The 15388-nt window shown below is 33.2% G+C and carries 11 protein-coding genes; 5 read left to right on the plus strand and 6 right to left on the minus strand.

The annotated features are described in order from the left end of the window. Nucleotides 1–17: 17 nt before the first annotated feature. From WA327_RS05770 to WA327_RS05790, 5 genes are all read left to right on the plus strand, one after another. Nucleotides 18–725 carry a glycosyltransferase family 2 protein gene (locus WA327_RS05770; protein WP_336067483.1) on the plus strand — a complete coding sequence of 236 codons (708 nt, stop codon included), beginning with the start codon at nt 18–20 and terminating at the stop codon, nt 723–725. Beyond that, nucleotides 722–2212: a cellulose synthase family protein gene (locus WA327_RS05775; protein ID WP_336067485.1), complete on the plus strand. Its 1491-nt coding sequence runs from the start codon at nt 722–724 to the stop codon at nt 2210–2212. Before WA327_RS05770 ends, WA327_RS05775 begins: the two co-directional genes overlap by 4 nt. Before the next feature lie 169 nt (nt 2213–2381). Then, nucleotides 2382–3743, plus strand: a complete 1362-nt coding sequence (locus WA327_RS05780; RefSeq protein WP_336067488.1) for a glycosyltransferase 87 family protein — start codon at nt 2382–2384, stop codon at nt 3741–3743. A 110-nt stretch (nt 3744–3853) separates the two neighbouring features. Beyond that, nucleotides 3854–4114, plus strand: coding sequence for a heavy-metal-associated domain-containing protein (locus WA327_RS05785; protein WP_336067492.1), 261 nt, complete (start codon nt 3854–3856; stop codon nt 4112–4114). Further along, nucleotides 4115–5389 carry an APC family permease gene (locus tag WA327_RS05790; RefSeq protein WP_336067494.1) on the plus strand — a complete coding sequence of 425 codons (1275 nt, stop codon included), beginning with the start codon at nt 4115–4117 and terminating at the stop codon, nt 5387–5389. Between the two features lie 53 nt (nt 5390–5442). On the opposite strand, the gene WA327_RS05795 is transcribed toward WA327_RS05790, so the two are convergent. Genes WA327_RS05795 through WA327_RS05820 form a run of 6 tightly spaced genes read right to left on the minus strand, consistent with a single transcriptional unit; the run spans nt 5443 to nt 15288 of the window. Further along, nucleotides 5443–6867 (minus strand): alpha-amylase family glycosyl hydrolase, encoded by a 1425-nt coding sequence (locus WA327_RS05795; RefSeq protein WP_336067495.1) that lies wholly within the window; start codon nt 6865–6867, stop codon nt 5443–5445. Nucleotides 6868–6880: 13 nt separating this feature from the next. Beyond that, the gene (locus WA327_RS05800) at nt 6881–8815 is read right to left on the minus strand and encodes a glycoside hydrolase family 13 protein (protein WP_336067497.1); all 1935 of its coding nucleotides are present in this window, start codon (nt 8813–8815) and stop codon (nt 6881–6883) included. Between the two features lie 3 nt (nt 8816–8818). Further along, nucleotides 8819–10933, minus strand: coding sequence for a glycoside hydrolase family 97 protein (locus WA327_RS05805; protein ID WP_336067499.1), 2115 nt, complete (start codon nt 10931–10933; stop codon nt 8819–8821). A 23-nt stretch (nt 10934–10956) separates the two neighbouring features. Continuing rightward, nucleotides 10957–13242 (minus strand): glycoside hydrolase family 65 protein, encoded by a 2286-nt coding sequence (locus tag WA327_RS05810; RefSeq protein ID WP_336067502.1) that lies wholly within the window; start codon nt 13240–13242, stop codon nt 10957–10959. A gap of 14 nt (nt 13243–13256) precedes the next feature. Continuing rightward, nucleotides 13257–13913 (minus strand): beta-phosphoglucomutase, encoded by a 657-nt coding sequence (gene pgmB / locus WA327_RS05815; protein ID WP_336067506.1) that lies wholly within the window; start codon nt 13911–13913, stop codon nt 13257–13259. Between the two features lies 1 nt (nt 13914). Beyond that, on the minus strand, nt 13915–15288 hold the full coding sequence (locus WA327_RS05820; RefSeq protein WP_336067508.1) for an MFS transporter: 1374 nt from the start codon (nt 15286–15288) through the stop codon (nt 13915–13917). Nucleotides 15289–15388: the final 100 nt, after the last annotated feature.

Below are 15388 nucleotides of genomic sequence, written 5' to 3' on the forward strand. Positions count from 1 at the left end.
TAAGATTATAAGCCTAAATGCCCAAAATAAAAGTCATTATTCCCGCTTTTAACGAGCAAGATTCAATAGCAAAAGTAATACAAGATATTCCTTCTTTAGTAGAAGAAATAATTGTAGTTAGCAACAATTCTACAGATCTTACAGAAATCAACGCTAAAAATGCTGGAGCAACCGTTTTAACCGAAAATAACAAAGGTTATGGATACGCGTGTTTGAAGGGTATGGATTATATTGCTTCTACTTCGCTTAGCGATCCGTCTAAAAAACCTGATATTATTGTGTTTTTAGATGGCGATTATAGTGATTATCCTGAAGAACTTACAAAAATAATTGCTCCAATTATTGAAGATAATATAGACTTAGTTATAGGTAGTCGCGTTAAAGAATTAAGAGAAGATGGTGCTATGACGCCTCAACAAATCTTCGGAAATTGGCTAGCAACCAACTTAATGTCAATTTTTTTTAACGCTAAATTTACAGACCTTGGTCCCTTTAGAGCCATAAAGTACGAAAAGCTGCTAGCCCTTAATATGGTTGACAAAACCTACGGTTGGACAGTAGAGATGCAACTAAAAGCACTAAAACAAAAACTAAGTTATACGGAAGTACCTGTAAACTACAGAAATAGAATTGGCGTCTCAAAAGTTTCAGGAACGATAAAAGGTAGTATATTTGCAGGCATAAAAATTTTGTCCTGGATCTTTAAATATAGTTTTAAACAGTGATTTTAGAAACCACATTAATAGTCATTTACAGCATTTCGTTAATTTTAATATTCATGTATGCGTTAGCGCAATTAAACTTAATGTTTAATTATTTAGCGGCTCAACGTAAAAAAGATAAATGCCCTAAATTAGACCTTAACAATCCAGAAGAAGTACCATACGTAACCATACAACTTCCAGTATTTAACGAGTTGTATGTTATGGATAGATTATTAGACAATATTGCGTTGATAGATTATCCAAAGGACAAGTTAGAAATTCAGGTATTAGACGATTCTACAGACGAAACCGTAATCACAACCAAAGCACACGTAGATAAATTAGCAGCAACAGGATTAGACATCAAACATATTACTAGAACCAACAGACAAGGGTTTAAAGCTGGTGCATTAAAAGAAGGATTAGAAGTTGCAAAAGGAGAATTTATCGCCATTTTTGATGCAGATTTCCTTCCAGATCACGACTGGCTACAAAAAACCATTCCGTATTTTAAAAATGATAAAATAGGTGTTGTACAAACCCGTTGGGCACATATCAACCGCGATTATTCAACGTTAACAAAAATACAAGCTTTTGCTTTAGATGCACATTTTACTTTAGAGCAAGTAGGTCGTAATAGCAAAGGTCACTTTATCAATTTTAATGGTACAGCTGGTGTTTGGCGTAAAGAGTGTATTATTGACGCAGGAAATTGGGAAGGCGACACACTTACAGAAGACTTAGATTTAAGTTACCGTGCGCAGCTAAAAAACTGGGAATTTAAATACCTAGAAGATGTTGAAACTCCTGCAGAATTACCTGTTGTAATTAGTGCAGCAAGATCACAGCAATTTAGATGGAATAAAGGTGGCGCAGAAAACTTTAGAAAAATGCTTTGGCGTGTTTTAACTAGTAAGAATATATCAGTAAAAACAAAATTACACGGTATTTTACACTTGTTAAATAGTACCATGTTTTTAAATGTATTAATTGTGGGTATTTTAAGCATACCAATGCTTTACATTAAAAACGAATATGCACATTTAAGACCATATTTTTATATCATGAGCTTTTTTGTGATGAGTACCATTATCTTCTTTGTTTGCTACTGGATTATGTACAAACGTAGTCATGGCAACACGTTTAAAGACTTTATCAAATATATTGGTATGTTTTTTACGTTTTTCTCAATTGCAATGGGCTTTTCTTTACATAATTCTATTGCGGTTTTAGAAGGACATATTGGAAAACGTAGCGAATTTGTACGTACGCCAAAATTCAACATTAGTTCACTTAAAGATAGTTGGAAAGGCAATAAATACTTACGCAAAAACATAAGTATTAACGTTGTTTTTGAAGGTCTTTTAATGATCTATTTTGCTTTTGGAATGTACAGCGCGTTTATTGTTGGTGATCAAGGTGGTGATTTTGGATTATTCCCTTTCCACTTAATGCTTACAATTGGTTTTGGATTTGTATTCTTTAAGTCTTTAACGTCAAAAGCTTAGTTTTTTTGGGCGTTACCACAAGTGGTCGCGCTATCCATTACTAGTTTTGGCTCGATGCAAGCCTTGCCAAAAGCTAACCATTACTATCGCTAACGCATGTACTTGCCAAAAACAAGTTCTAAACCTACTATAAAGCTTACTTTACAGCTTTATTAGCTATATTTGAGTAATGCAAATAAATACAACATTTTTCAAACTAAATAAGATTTCAATACTACTTACATTAGCTAGTTTGTTATTCTATTTTAGTTTTGCTTATAATCTAGTAAGAACAGACTACATAAAGCTTTTAACGCTTTATATTGCTTTATTTGTAGTTTGCTATAAACTTATCCAAATAGTCGGATACAATTTTAAATTTTTGTTAGTTACAGCTATTTTAAGTCGGCTAATTTTTATTGTAGCTACACCCAATTTATCACAAGATTTTTATCGTTTTATTTGGGACGGATACCTTAATCAATTAGGTATCAATCCTTACCTATATTCTGCTACCGAAATTGTTAATCAAAACTTAGAACAACAAATGCCCAACCAACAACAACTTTACGATGGTATGGGTTGGCTAAGTCAAGGTAACAACAGTAATTATCCGCCTATTAATCAGTTGTTTTTTGTACTTGGTAATTGGTTTCCGGGAAGCAGTATACTAAGTTCTATAATTGGAATGCGTATATGTATTATCCTTGCTGATATTGGAGTGATATTTTATGGAAGAAAATTATTAAAAGCTTTTCAACTTCCAGAAAAATCTATTTTTTTATATGCGTTAAACCCTTTAATTATTATTGAATTAACTGGTAATTTGCATTTTGAAAGCATAATGATATTTTTTATCATATTTAGTCTTTACCTTCTTCATAAAGGCAAATGGTTTTGGTCTGCTATATGTTTTGCATTTGCAATTTCAACTAAATTAATACCTGTTTTATTATTTCCATTTTTTATAAAATGGTTTTTAAAACACCACAACTTAAAATCCTTAATTGGTTTTTATGCTGTTGTTGGTATTACTGTACTATTATTATTTTTACCCTTTATAAGTTCAGATTTTATTTCAAATTACGCCAATACAACTTCACTTTGGTTTAATAATTTTGAATTTAACGCCAGCATTTATTACATAGCAAGAACTATTGGATACAGTATATCTGGATATAATCAAATTGCTATTATTGGTAAATGCTTAGCACTTTTAATTTTTATAATTGTTTGGTCTTTAGCTTTGTTTAGAAAAGTAAATAATATGCAACAATTAATAGTTAACATGCTTTTAGGCTTGACAGTTTACTTTTTATTAAGCACTACCGTTCATCCATGGTATTTAGCGACATTGGTTCTGTTTTCTGCGTTTTCAAACTATAAATATCCACTAATTTGGAGTATCGTTATCATTTTAAGTTACTTGGCTTATGCAAATGCAGATAACATTGAAAATTTATGGCTTGTTGCATTAGAATATGCTGTAGTATTTCTATTTATGATTGGTGAGTTTTTCAACTTAAAACCTTTTAGAAATATTAAAATATAACAGCATTTTAACGCAAATGTTAAAATTATTAGGAATAGAATATTTTAACATTTCGTAATTTTATAATAGTTAATAAATGCTAGTTAACTAGCCAATCTAAAAAAATTATTATGAGTTTAATATCAGAAAACGTTATCCCTGGAAACCACGGAAAAATATTTGAAACCAACGCAAAAGAACTAGAAGATTTAGAACTAATTAAAAACGCTGCTCTTAGAGTTGATGGTGTAGAAAAAGTAATTATAGATGCAGATACCTATCCAAAACAATTTACTGTGCAAACTTCTAAATTAGTAGAGGTTATTTCAATAGAAAATGAAATTAATAAAACTGGCTTTCATGCCATTCCTAAATCTATTTTTCCTTTATAGATGTCTGATAAAATAAAGCTTAAAGATGCGCTATCTATAGGTATTGGCGGTATGGTTGGCGGTGGTATTTTTGCAGTTTTAGGACTTGCAGTATCACTTGCTCAAGGCGGTACGCCAATTGCTTTTTTAATAGCTGGTCTTTTAGCTTTAATTACTTCTTACAGCTACGCCAAGCTATCATTAACTTTTCCAGAACGTGGCGGAACGGTAAAATTTATCAATGAAGGTTTTGGCAAAACCATCTTTAGTGGCGGTATTAATAACTTACTTTGGGCAAGTTACATTATCATGCTATCACTTTACGCGTCTGCTTTTGGGTCTTACGCACCAAATCTATATACGATTGTAAACGAATCCGTTGACTTTCACATCTACGCAAGTGCTGTTATTATTGGCGCCACTATTATAAATTATTACAGTATAAAAATTGTCGGAAAAATTGAATCTTTTGCGGTTATCGTTAAACTAATCATCCTTTTAGCTTTTGTAGGCATTGGTTGTTATGGACTATTTGGAAGTGAACATTTATCACAATTATCTGTTTCTAATTGGGAAACGCCTTTAAAATTATTAACTGGCGGAATGGTAATTTTTGTTGCTTATGAAGGTTTTGAACTTATCGCTAATGCTGCTCCAGATGTTATTAATCCGAAAAAAAATATACCACGTGCCTATTACGGTTCTGTTATTTTTGTGATTTTACTTTACATTATTATTGCTATAGTTACTGTTGGTTCTTTACCTTTTTCTGAAATTAAAGAAGCTAAAGATTATGTTTTAGCTGAAGCTGCTAAACCCATGTTGGGACAAGTAGGTTTTACTATCATAACCATCGCAGCTTTAATTTCTACATTTTCTGCAATTAACGCTTCTATTTTAGGAGGTACAAGAGTAAGTTATGAAATTGCTGAAGATGACGAATTACCGCATCATTTAACTGGTAGATTATGGAATCAACCTATTGGTTTGTTAATCACTTCTGCACTTACTTTAATTGTGGCTAATATTTTAAAATTAGAAAGTATTTCAACAACAGGTAGTGTTGGGTTTTTACTCATTTTTGCTATTGTCAACTATACAGGCTTTAAGCTTTATGATAAAATTAATGGAGATAGAATTATTCCATTAGTTGGCTTTATACTTTGTATTACAGCATTGGCTGTGTTACTACAACAAGAATATAGTTCTAATAAAACAGGTGTAATTGTTGCTGTTTCAGTAATATTATTCTGTTTTATTATTGAGTATATTTATAAAAAATCTGAAGTCAAATAATAAAAAAAGCGCCTAAAAAGGCGCTTTTTAAAATTCAAATAAATAGTGTAAAACTATTGCTTTACATAAATTTTATATGCGTTTGGTGCTAACTCAATTGCATCTCCTTTTAATTTGGTTGGTTGATTAGCAATGTAATCTAAATAACTTCCTTTTTGAGGTACGTTTGTTTTGATATTTTCATCTGAAATGTTTGCAATAAAAACAACCTCATCATCACCTTTTGTTCTGCTAAATGCAATTACATTTGACCCTGCGTCTATTGCATTGTAAGCAGCTGCGTCTTTACCTCCGTTTAAGGCTGGATTAGTATTTTTTAATGCGCCTAAACGCTGTAATAAAGTAAAGTAATCTCCTTTAGTTTTTGGAATACTATCTTTTTCAAAAAACAATAATCTGTGATCTAAATCATACTCCTGACCAGAGTAAATTAAAGGCATACCAGGCATAGTGTAAGTTAAAGCTGTTAGTAATTCTTTGTTATCTGGCATACGTTCTTTTAATGTACCTGCCCAAGAATTTTCGTCGTGATTTGTTACAAAATTCATGTTGATATCATCGTCTTGTAACACTGTATCTTGCTTTTTAATATACGCTTGAAAATCGTCTGCATTTTTTTCGCCTTTAGCTAATTCATTTAATAAATGATGACCTTCCCAAGCATATTGCATATCAAACGCTTTTTCTAATAACGCTGGTTGTTCTGCTTCGGCAAGCATAAATACTGGTTTAATTTGCTTTAATTCTTTAGTTACTTCTTCAAAGAAATCTTGTGGTACTTTGTGCGCAACATCCATACGGTAACCATCAATATTAGCTTCGGTTAACCAGTATTTTAAATCATTAAGCATTTCTTTACGCATTTCCATGTTGTCATAATTTAAATCTGCAACATCAGTCCATCCCCAAGATTCGCCAGTATCAGGATTGATTGGGTCAATAATTTCTCCCTTTTCATTTTGAGTGTACCAATCTGGATGAGCTGTAATCCAAGGATGATCCCAACCTGTATGATTTGGTACCCAATCTACGATTACATAAATTCCATTGTCATGCGCAGTATCTACTAAGTTTTTAAAGTCTTCTAAATTACCAAATTCAGGGTTAATTGCTTTATAATCTGATACTGAATAGTAACTACCTAAATATTTTGCACGTTCTTTTTCGTCTTCAATATCGCTGGTAAATTGTCCGTCAGTTGCTTTTCTTTTAACTTCAGAAATTGGGTTAATTGGCATCACCCAAATTACTTTTACACCTAAGTCTTTTAATACAGGAATATCCTTTGTAAAGGCATTAAAAGTACCTTCTGGCGAGTATTGACGGATGTTAGCCTCATAGATTACTCCGCTTTCAATATCTGTATCTGTAATTGGCTGAAATGTATCTTCTTGTTTAGCTTCAGGCTCTGCTTGTTTTTGTTCTTCTTTACAAGCAAAAAGCACCGCTAATGTTAATAGTAAGATTAGTTTTTTCATGTTTATATTTATTTTAGTTTTTTGTTTTGGTTGTTAGTATCAAACTACCTTTTTTATCTAATTGAATCGCGTCTTCCCAAATCATAGTTTCACCAGTAATTATATTGGTTAACGTCTTTCCTTTTAGACCTACTTCGTCGTAGCGATTCAAATCTATTGTTATTGGGTTTTCGTTTTTATTGATGATATGAACTACAGTTTCGTCTTCAGACATTCTAAATAAAAAGTAAGTCCCGTTAAATGGAGCAAAATGGATGGTTTTACCGTCATGTATGGCTTTACTTTCTTTTCTGTAATTAAGCACTTTTTTCAAGTATGCTTGCATATCTTTTTGGTTGTCTGTTAAGCCTTCACCTGTAAATGCACTTACAGTATCACCTTGCCAACCACCAGGAAAATCAGTACGAATTAAACCGTGGTCGCCAGGTTTTTCAAAGTCGTCCATTAAAATTTCTGTTCCGTAATAAATCTGCGGAATACGAGGTAACATTAACATATAACTTAATGCCATTTTGGTGTTGGTTATGTTACCTTTTAACTGCGTAAAAATTCTGCTTTTATCGTGGTTATCTGCAAAAACCATAATGTCTTTTGGCGATGTGTAACCAAAATCGTTAGCCAAACCTTCGTACATTTTTATTAAACCGCGATCCCAAGCTTCATCTTCGTTTAAAGCATCAACAATGTTTTGATTCATTGCAAAATCCATAGTCGATTTTAAATGTCCTTGATAACCGTCTTTATTTTGATGACCTGTTTGCCAATAACCAATGAGCAATGGGTTATAGCTCCATTCTTCACCTACAATACTAAAGTTAGGATATTCGGTCATGATACTTTTTGCCCAAGTAGACATAAAATCTTTGTCCGGATATGGATAGGTATCTTGTCTAATTCCGCTAAGCTTTAAAGTCTCAATCCACCAAATACTATTTTGTATAATGTATTTAGCCATAAACGGATTGCGTTGGTTTAAATCAGGCATAGATGGGACAAACCAACCTTCATTCATTTCTTTTTTATCTTGTTTAGACGCGTATAAATCTTGATTTACTGTACGTCTGTGATTAGAATTGTTTAAAGGTTCTCCGTTTTCGAATTTAGATTGCTGATTCACCCAATCTTTAAATGGTAAATCTTTCATCCACCAATGCGAAACGCCGCAATGATTTGCGACTTGATCCATAATCATTCCCATACCTTTTTCTCTAGCTTTTTGGGATAGATTAATGTACTCTTCCATAGTTCCAAAACGTGGATCTACTTGATAATAATCTGTGATAGCATAACCGTGATATGATCCATTTTTCATATCGTTAGTTAGTAATGGGCATGACCAAACTTGCGTAAAGCCCATATCATTTATGTAATCTAAATGATTAGTTATCCCTGTAATATCGCCACCATGACGTTTGTAATCATGACTTCTATCTACACCTTGTTCTTGCAAACCTTCAACACTATCGTTGTTTGGGTTTCCGTTAGAAAAACGATCTGGCGTGATTAAATAAATAGCATCGCTACTGTCAAAACCAACAAATTGGTCTGCTGCTTTGTCTCTGTCTTTTAGCTGATAGGTTTGAACTAATTCTGAATTATCTTTTAACTTAAAATGAATATTGAACTGACCTGCTTTTGCTGTTTCTGAAATCTCTAAATCGATAAATAAATAGTTTGGACTATCTGCTTTATTCACCTTTTTGATAGAAACACCTTCATAAGAAATACTTGGCGTAGCTTCTGAAATATTTGGATGATTAACCAATAACTGAAGTGATTTATCTTTAAAGCCAATCCACCAATGTGGTGGCTCTACACGATTCACTTCGTTTTTTATCTCAGTTACTTTTTCTGTTTCAACCTTTACTACTGGCTTTTCTTCATTTTTACAAGAAAAAATAAAAGTTAGTAAAGCAGAAAATAGCAGTATGTTTTTAGTCAGTTTCATCTATTATTTATTTTCGATAATACTAATTGCAAATCCGCCAGCTGGCACAGATAATTGAGAGATTTTAGATTTGCTATTTACCTTTTTAGTTGAAATTTTATAAGCTTGCGGATTAGTTTTATAATCTGCATCTTTTGCATCTGCGTAAATAGTTGCTGTATAAGTTTTCCCTTTGTCAAGGAAGTCTAATTTTATGGTAGATGTTCTTGATGTCTTACCATTTACATTACCCACAAACCAGTTATTAGTTCCTTTTGCTTTACGAGCTACAGTAATGTAATCTCCTGGTTCTGCTTCTAAATAAATACTATCTTCCCAATCTACTGCTACGTCTTTTATAAACTGAAACGCATCCATAAACTGCTCATAATGCTCTGGTAAATCTGCAGCCATTTGTAATGGGCTATACATTGTTACGTAAAGTGCTAATTGATTTGCAATGGTACTGTTTACATGCGAATTATTATCAGGATTTAGTTTGCTAATATCCATCTCGAAAATACCTGGTGTATAATCCATTGGTCCACCAATTAAACGTGTAAACGGAAGAATAGTAACGTGGTTTGGTTTAGAGCCACCAAATGCTTGAAACTCTGTTCCTCTTGCAGACTCATTACCAATTAAGTTTGGATAAGTTCTGCAAATACCTGTTGGTCTAACCGCTTCGTGTGCGTTGATCATAATTTCATATTCTGCAGCTTTTTCTATAGCATATTGATAGTGATTAACAATCCATTGGCTATAATGATGCTCGCCACGAGGTAAAATATTACCTACATAACCACTTTTTACAGCATCGTAACCGTTATCTTTCATAAACTGATAAGCTTCATCCATGTGACGCTCGTAATTTCTTACAGACGAAGACGTTTCGTGGTGCATAATCATTTTTACACCTTTAGATTTCGCGTAAGCGTGAATTTCTTCTACATCAAAATCCGGATAAGGCGTTACAAAATCAAACACATAATCTTTAGATTGACCAAACCAATCTTCCCAACCTTCATTCCAACCTTCAACTAAAACACCATCAAAACCATGCTCTGCAGCAAAGTCGATATAACGTTTTACTTTAGTATTGTTTGCAGCGTGTGTTCCGTTAGGTGTCACTTTACTGTAATCTGTTTCTCCTAATTTAACCGATGGTAAATCGTTTGTGTAAGCCCAAGAGCTTTTACCTGTGATCATTTCCCACCATACACCAACATACTTTACTGGTTTAATCCAAGACGTGTCTTCAATTTCACAAGGATCATTAAGGTTAAGTGTTATTTTTGATGCTAAAATATCTCTTGCATCATCACTAACCATAATGGTACGCCAAGGCGAATGTGTTGGTGCTTGTAAATATCCTTTGTCTCCTACTGCATCTGGTGTTAAATGTGATTGAAACACTAAGTTTTTATCGTCTAAATCTAGAGACATACATGAGTAATTTACCAAAGCAGCTTCATGAAGGTTGATGTAAATTCCGTTATCAGTTTTCATCATTAACGCAGTTTGCACACCTGTTTTAGAAAACTGTTCTTGTGAAGCGTTATCTGTAACTGCAGCGTCAAATTTGCTTCTAATTTCGGTTAATTTTGACTCTGTATAATCATACTCTTGCGTATCATAATCACCAGGAATCCAAAATGCAGTGTGATCACCTGTCATTGCAAATTGTGTACGTTCTTCTTCTATGGTAAAATAGACTAAGTTTTTTTGCGTAGGAAACTCGTATCTAAATCCTAAACCATCATCAAATAATCTGAAATTAACAACTATTATTCGGTCTGTTTCATTTTGCGTTAAAGTAACTTTTAACTGGTTGTAATGATTTCTTATTTCTTTAACTTCTCCCCAAACTGGTTGCCAAGTGTCGTCAAAAGTAGAGGTATTTGTATCTGTAATTTTAAAATCGTCTAACAACGATTTTTTATCATTTTTAAGATGAAAACCTAAGCTACTTTCTTTTATAACTTCTTGATTTTTGTATGTTAATTTATAGGTTGGCGCACCGTCTTCTTTTAGCGAAAATTGCATCGTTAACTCACCATTTGGCGATGTTAATTGTTGCGCATTTACAAAGCTTACCGAAAGAAAAAGTAATGCGATGATTGATCTTAATAATTTCATTTTTTTGATGTATTAATAATGATTTATTGTACTGTTTTAGATTGGTTGTTTACTATTATTTCTAATGAATCTCCTGAAATTAATTCGAAATTAGACTTGTTTTGAGATATTGTTACTTTAAGAATGGTATCTCTAAAGTTTACTTTAAAGGAATATGCGTCCCATTCTTTAGGAATTTTTGGCTCAAAATGAAGCTTGTTATCTTTAACACGCATGCCTCCAAAACCTTCGACAATACTCATCCATGTACCTGCCATACTGGTAATATGTAAACCTTCTTCTACTTCTTTGTTATAATCGTCAAGATCCAAACGCGATGTACGTAAGTAAAACGTATAGGCTTGTTCCATTTGATTTAGCTTTGCAGCTTGAATACTGTGTACACAAGGTGATAACGAGCTTTCATGTACTGTAAATGGCTCATAAAAATCAAAATGACGTTTTAATTCTTCATCTGTAAAATGGTCTTCAAAAAAGTAAAATCCTTGTAAAGTATCTGCTTGTTTGATGTATGGCGAACGTAAAATACGATCCCAACTCCACTTTTGGTTAATCGGTCTTTGCGTTTTATCTAAATCTGCAACAGTAATTAATTCTTTATCTAAAAAACCATCTTGTTGTAGGTAAACATTATGCTCTTCGGAATATGGGAAGTACATATTGTCTGCTACTTTTTTCCATTGTGTTAACTCTTGGTCACTAATCTTAGTTTTACCAACAACTCTTTTGTAATCTTCGTTGTAACCGTTTTCTACTTTATCTAAAGTTTCTAAAGTATAATCTATACACCATTTTGCAATATAGTTAGTGTACCAGTTGTTGTTTACGTTATTTTCATACTCATTTGGACCAGTAACACCTAAAATGACATATTTATTTTTATGTGTTGAAAGTGTTGCGCGTTGGTGCCAAAATCTAGCAATACCAATAAGCACTTCTAATCCCATTTCTGGAATGTATGAAAAATCGCCAGTATATCTGTAGTAATTGAAAATTGCGAATGCTATTGCACCATTTCGATGAATTTCTTCAAAGGTTATTTCCCATTCATTATGACATTCTTCACCATTCATGGTTACCATTGGGTAAAGTGCTGCTCCATTTTTAAACCCTAGTTTTTGAGCGTTTTCTATAGCTTTTTCTAAATGATTATAACGGTATTGCAATAAGTTACGAGCTACTTTTTGATCTTTGGTTGCCATGTAAAACGGTATGCAATACGCTTCTGTATCCCAATAGGTACTACCGCCATATTTTTCGCCAGTAAATCCTTTTGGACCAATGTTTAATCTAGAATCTTTACCTAAATAGGTTTGGTTAAGTTGAAAGATATTAAATCTAATACCTTGTTGTGCTTTTACATCGCCATCTATAGTGATATCTGACATCTTCCAAATCTCTGCCCAAGCTTGTTTTTGATCTTCTAAAAGCGTATCAAAACCTTTTGTGTTAGCTTTTGACAATGCTGTTTTTGCTGCCTCTATTAATTGATCCTTCTCATAATTTCTATCTACGGTATAACCACCAAACTTTACTAAACTTGCAGTTTGATTTTGCTCAACGTTTACATTGTATGAGAATGTAATTATATGTTCTGTTGACGTTGCTTCTGGTGTAATATCTTGCTTTTCATCATTTATAAACGCATGAGACTGCATAAAGGTGCAGGTATGAAAATTGGTTTTCATGATATGTGCTTCTATAAATGCTTGATCGTTTATAACTTCAACATTTGTGGTATTCCAAAATTTATCGTCCCAATTGGTATCTTCGTTTGTAATACCGCTATCTATATAAGGTTGAAACTGAATAGCTGCGCTTCCGTTTAATGGTTTTACATTGAATTTTATCGCGCCAACTTCATCTAAATCTAAACTTAAAAAACGAACGATGTTGACTTCAACTTTTAAATCATTTTGTAGTGTTGCCTCAAAACTTCTAGATAGCCAGCCTTCTTTCATGTTTAATTCTCTACGAAAGTTGTCTACGCTTTTTGCTTTAAAAAGGTCTAAAGCTTCACCATTAATGGTGACGTTAATACCAATCCAACTTGGTGCGTTAAGTACTTTGGCAAAATATTCTGGGTAACCATTTTTCCACCAACCAACGCGGGTTTTGTCTGGATAATACACACCAGCAATGTAACTACCTTGAAAGGTTGGTCCTGAGTATTGCTCTTCAAAATTAGCACGTTGACCCATTGCGCCATTACCGATGCTAAATAAACTTTCGGAAGATTTTACGCGATCTACGTCAAAACCTTCTTCTATGATTGACCAATTATTTGGTTGTATATAATCTTGATTCATTGTCAATGACTAATTTATCTTTTTATTAATTTGTCTATAAACGCAGTGTCTATTTCGGTAAAATCTGAAAAGACATAATCTGCTTCGTGTAGTACACTTTTTTCTCCTATCCCGATAGAAATCATATTTGCTGTATTTGCAGCTTGTACACCAGCTACCGAGTCTTCAAAAACAATACAGTCTTCTGGTTTTATGCTTAATGCTTTTGCTGCAATTAAAAATACTTCTGGATCTGGTTTTGCTTTGCTTACATCATTGCCATCTACAATAGCATCAAACTGCTTTAATAGATCTACTTTTTCAAGAATTTGACGTGCGTTTTTACTTGCCGATCCTAAAGAAATAGGTTGATTTTGTTCTTTTAAATAGTTTAAAACTTTTGGTACATCGGGAAGAATTTCGTCGTGATTCATTTTAGCGATAAAGCTTAAATAATCATCATTTTTTGAAGCCATTAAGGCATTAAATTTGTCTTCGGAAATGGTTTTATTTCCCCATGCTAATATTTTTTCAAGAGATTTAACTCTGCTTACACCTTTAAGTTGTTCGTTTTGTTCGTGCGAAAAATCGATACCAATACTTTTTGCTAGTTTTTGCCAAGCTAAAAAGTGATATTTTGCTGTGTCTACGATAACACCATCTAAATCGAATATGAAGCCTTTTTTATTCATCTTAATTGTCTTCTATTTGATATGTAATTGCATTTTTATTTGTGATTAACAGATTGCAAAGCCCAGCTATTACTAAACTTACACCTGCAACTGTCATTGCGTTTATGGCTTCTTCACCTAACAGTCCTGAGATAAAATTAATCCCACCAAGTGCAGCAATAATTTGAGGTATTACAATAAACATGTTGAATATTCCCATAATTACACCCATTTTCTTAGGATCTACGCTACTAGATAACATAGCGTAAGGCATAGAAAGGATACTTCCCCATGCAAAACCAACTAGAATAAAGCAGTATTTTAAAGTTTCTGGTGTCGCAACATTCATCATTAAAAAACCTATACCTCCTAACATTAAAGAGCCCATATGGACAAACTTTCTGTTAATACGTCTTTTTGAAGTATAAAAAGTTAGTAATAATGCGAATGCCATAGATGACAATCCATAAATACCCATTGCCGAACCGACTAAATTTGAGGACTTTTGAAATGCTGTGTTTGCGGTATCAAAAGCTAATTTTTGTGCATTGTCTGCCATATCAAAAGCAGCTTCTAATGGTGCTGGTGTATTAAACACGTGCTCTGTAAGTGCTGGGTTGGCTAAACTCCACATTGTAAAAAACGCAAACCACGAAAAGAATTGGATAACACCAAGTTTTTTCATGGTTGTTGGCATACTACCAATGTTGTTAGTTATGTCTTTTATGAAATTGCTTTTTTGAGCTTTTTCGCGCTCAAACGCTTCCATATCTTCTGGAGGATATTCTGAAGTTGTAAAAATGGTATATAATACGCTTAGTAAAAAAACAAAAGCTCCGATAGCAAAAGCGACTTTTACAGTGTCTGTTATGACACCAGAATCTGCAGAGTCACTAACACCAAATTGAGATACCATCCAAGGTAAGTTACTTGCTATCCATGTACCAATACCAATGATTAATGTTTGAACAACAAAACCATAAGAGCGTTGAGAATCTGGTAACTTATCTGCAACTAAAGCTCTAAATGGCTCCATAGACACATTAATTGATGCATCTAAAATCCATAAAAAACCAGCTGCTATCCAAAGTGCAGGCGAGTAAGGCACAAAAAATAAGGCTAAAGAGCTTAAAATAGCTCCGATTAAAAAGTAAGGTCTACGCCTTCCTAGTTTTGGGTGCCAAGTCCTATCACTTAAATATCCAATAATTGGCTGAACTAAAAGTCCAGTTAACGGTGCTGCAATCCATAATAAAGGGATTTCATCTTTAGCTGCGCCTAATGTTTGAAAAATTCTAGACATGAAGCCTCCTTGCAAGGCAAAGCCGAATTGAATCCCGAGAAAACCAAAACTCATGTTCCAGATTTCCCAAAATCCTAACTTTTGTTTTTTCATTTATAGTATGATTAAATTTATACTATTTGATAAGCTGAAAAAACCTATCAAAACTTAAAGGTGAGAAGTAAAAATATAAGTTTTGATTGCCGTAAAGATA

Origin of the sequence: Mesoflavibacter sp. CH_XMU1404-2 (genome assembly GCF_037029465.1) — a bacterium.
Lineage (GTDB): Bacteria > Bacteroidota > Bacteroidia > Flavobacteriales > Flavobacteriaceae > Mesoflavibacter.

Bases quoted from the DNA above. Each gene is read 5' to 3' on its own strand.
- WA327_RS05820 (WP_336067508.1), bottom strand. From the start codon at position 15,288: ATGAAAAAACAAAAGTTAGGATTTTGGGAAATCTGGAACATGAGTTTT.
- WA327_RS05795 (WP_336067495.1), bottom strand. From the start codon at position 6,867: ATGAAAAAACTAATCTTACTATTAACATTAGCGGTGCTTTTTGCTTGT.
- WA327_RS05770 (WP_336067483.1), top strand. From the start codon at position 18: ATGCCCAAAATAAAAGTCATTATTCCCGCTTTTAACGAGCAAGATTCA.
- WA327_RS05780 (WP_336067488.1), top strand. From the start codon at position 2,382: ATGCAAATAAATACAACATTTTTCAAACTAAATAAGATTTCAATACTA.
- pgmB (WP_336067506.1), bottom strand. From the start codon at position 13,913: ATGAATAAAAAAGGCTTCATATTCGATTTAGATGGTGTTATCGTAGAC.
- WA327_RS05790 (WP_336067494.1), top strand. From the start codon at position 4,115: ATGTCTGATAAAATAAAGCTTAAAGATGCGCTATCTATAGGTATTGGC.
- WA327_RS05810 (WP_336067502.1), bottom strand. From the start codon at position 13,242: ATGAATCAAGATTATATACAACCAAATAATTGGTCAATCATAGAAGAA.
- WA327_RS05805 (WP_336067499.1), bottom strand. From the start codon at position 10,933: ATGAAATTATTAAGATCAATCATCGCATTACTTTTTCTTTCGGTAAGC.
- WA327_RS05800 (WP_336067497.1), bottom strand. From the start codon at position 8,815: ATGAAACTGACTAAAAACATACTGCTATTTTCTGCTTTACTAACTTTT.
- WA327_RS05785 (WP_336067492.1), top strand. From the start codon at position 3,854: ATGAGTTTAATATCAGAAAACGTTATCCCTGGAAACCACGGAAAAATA.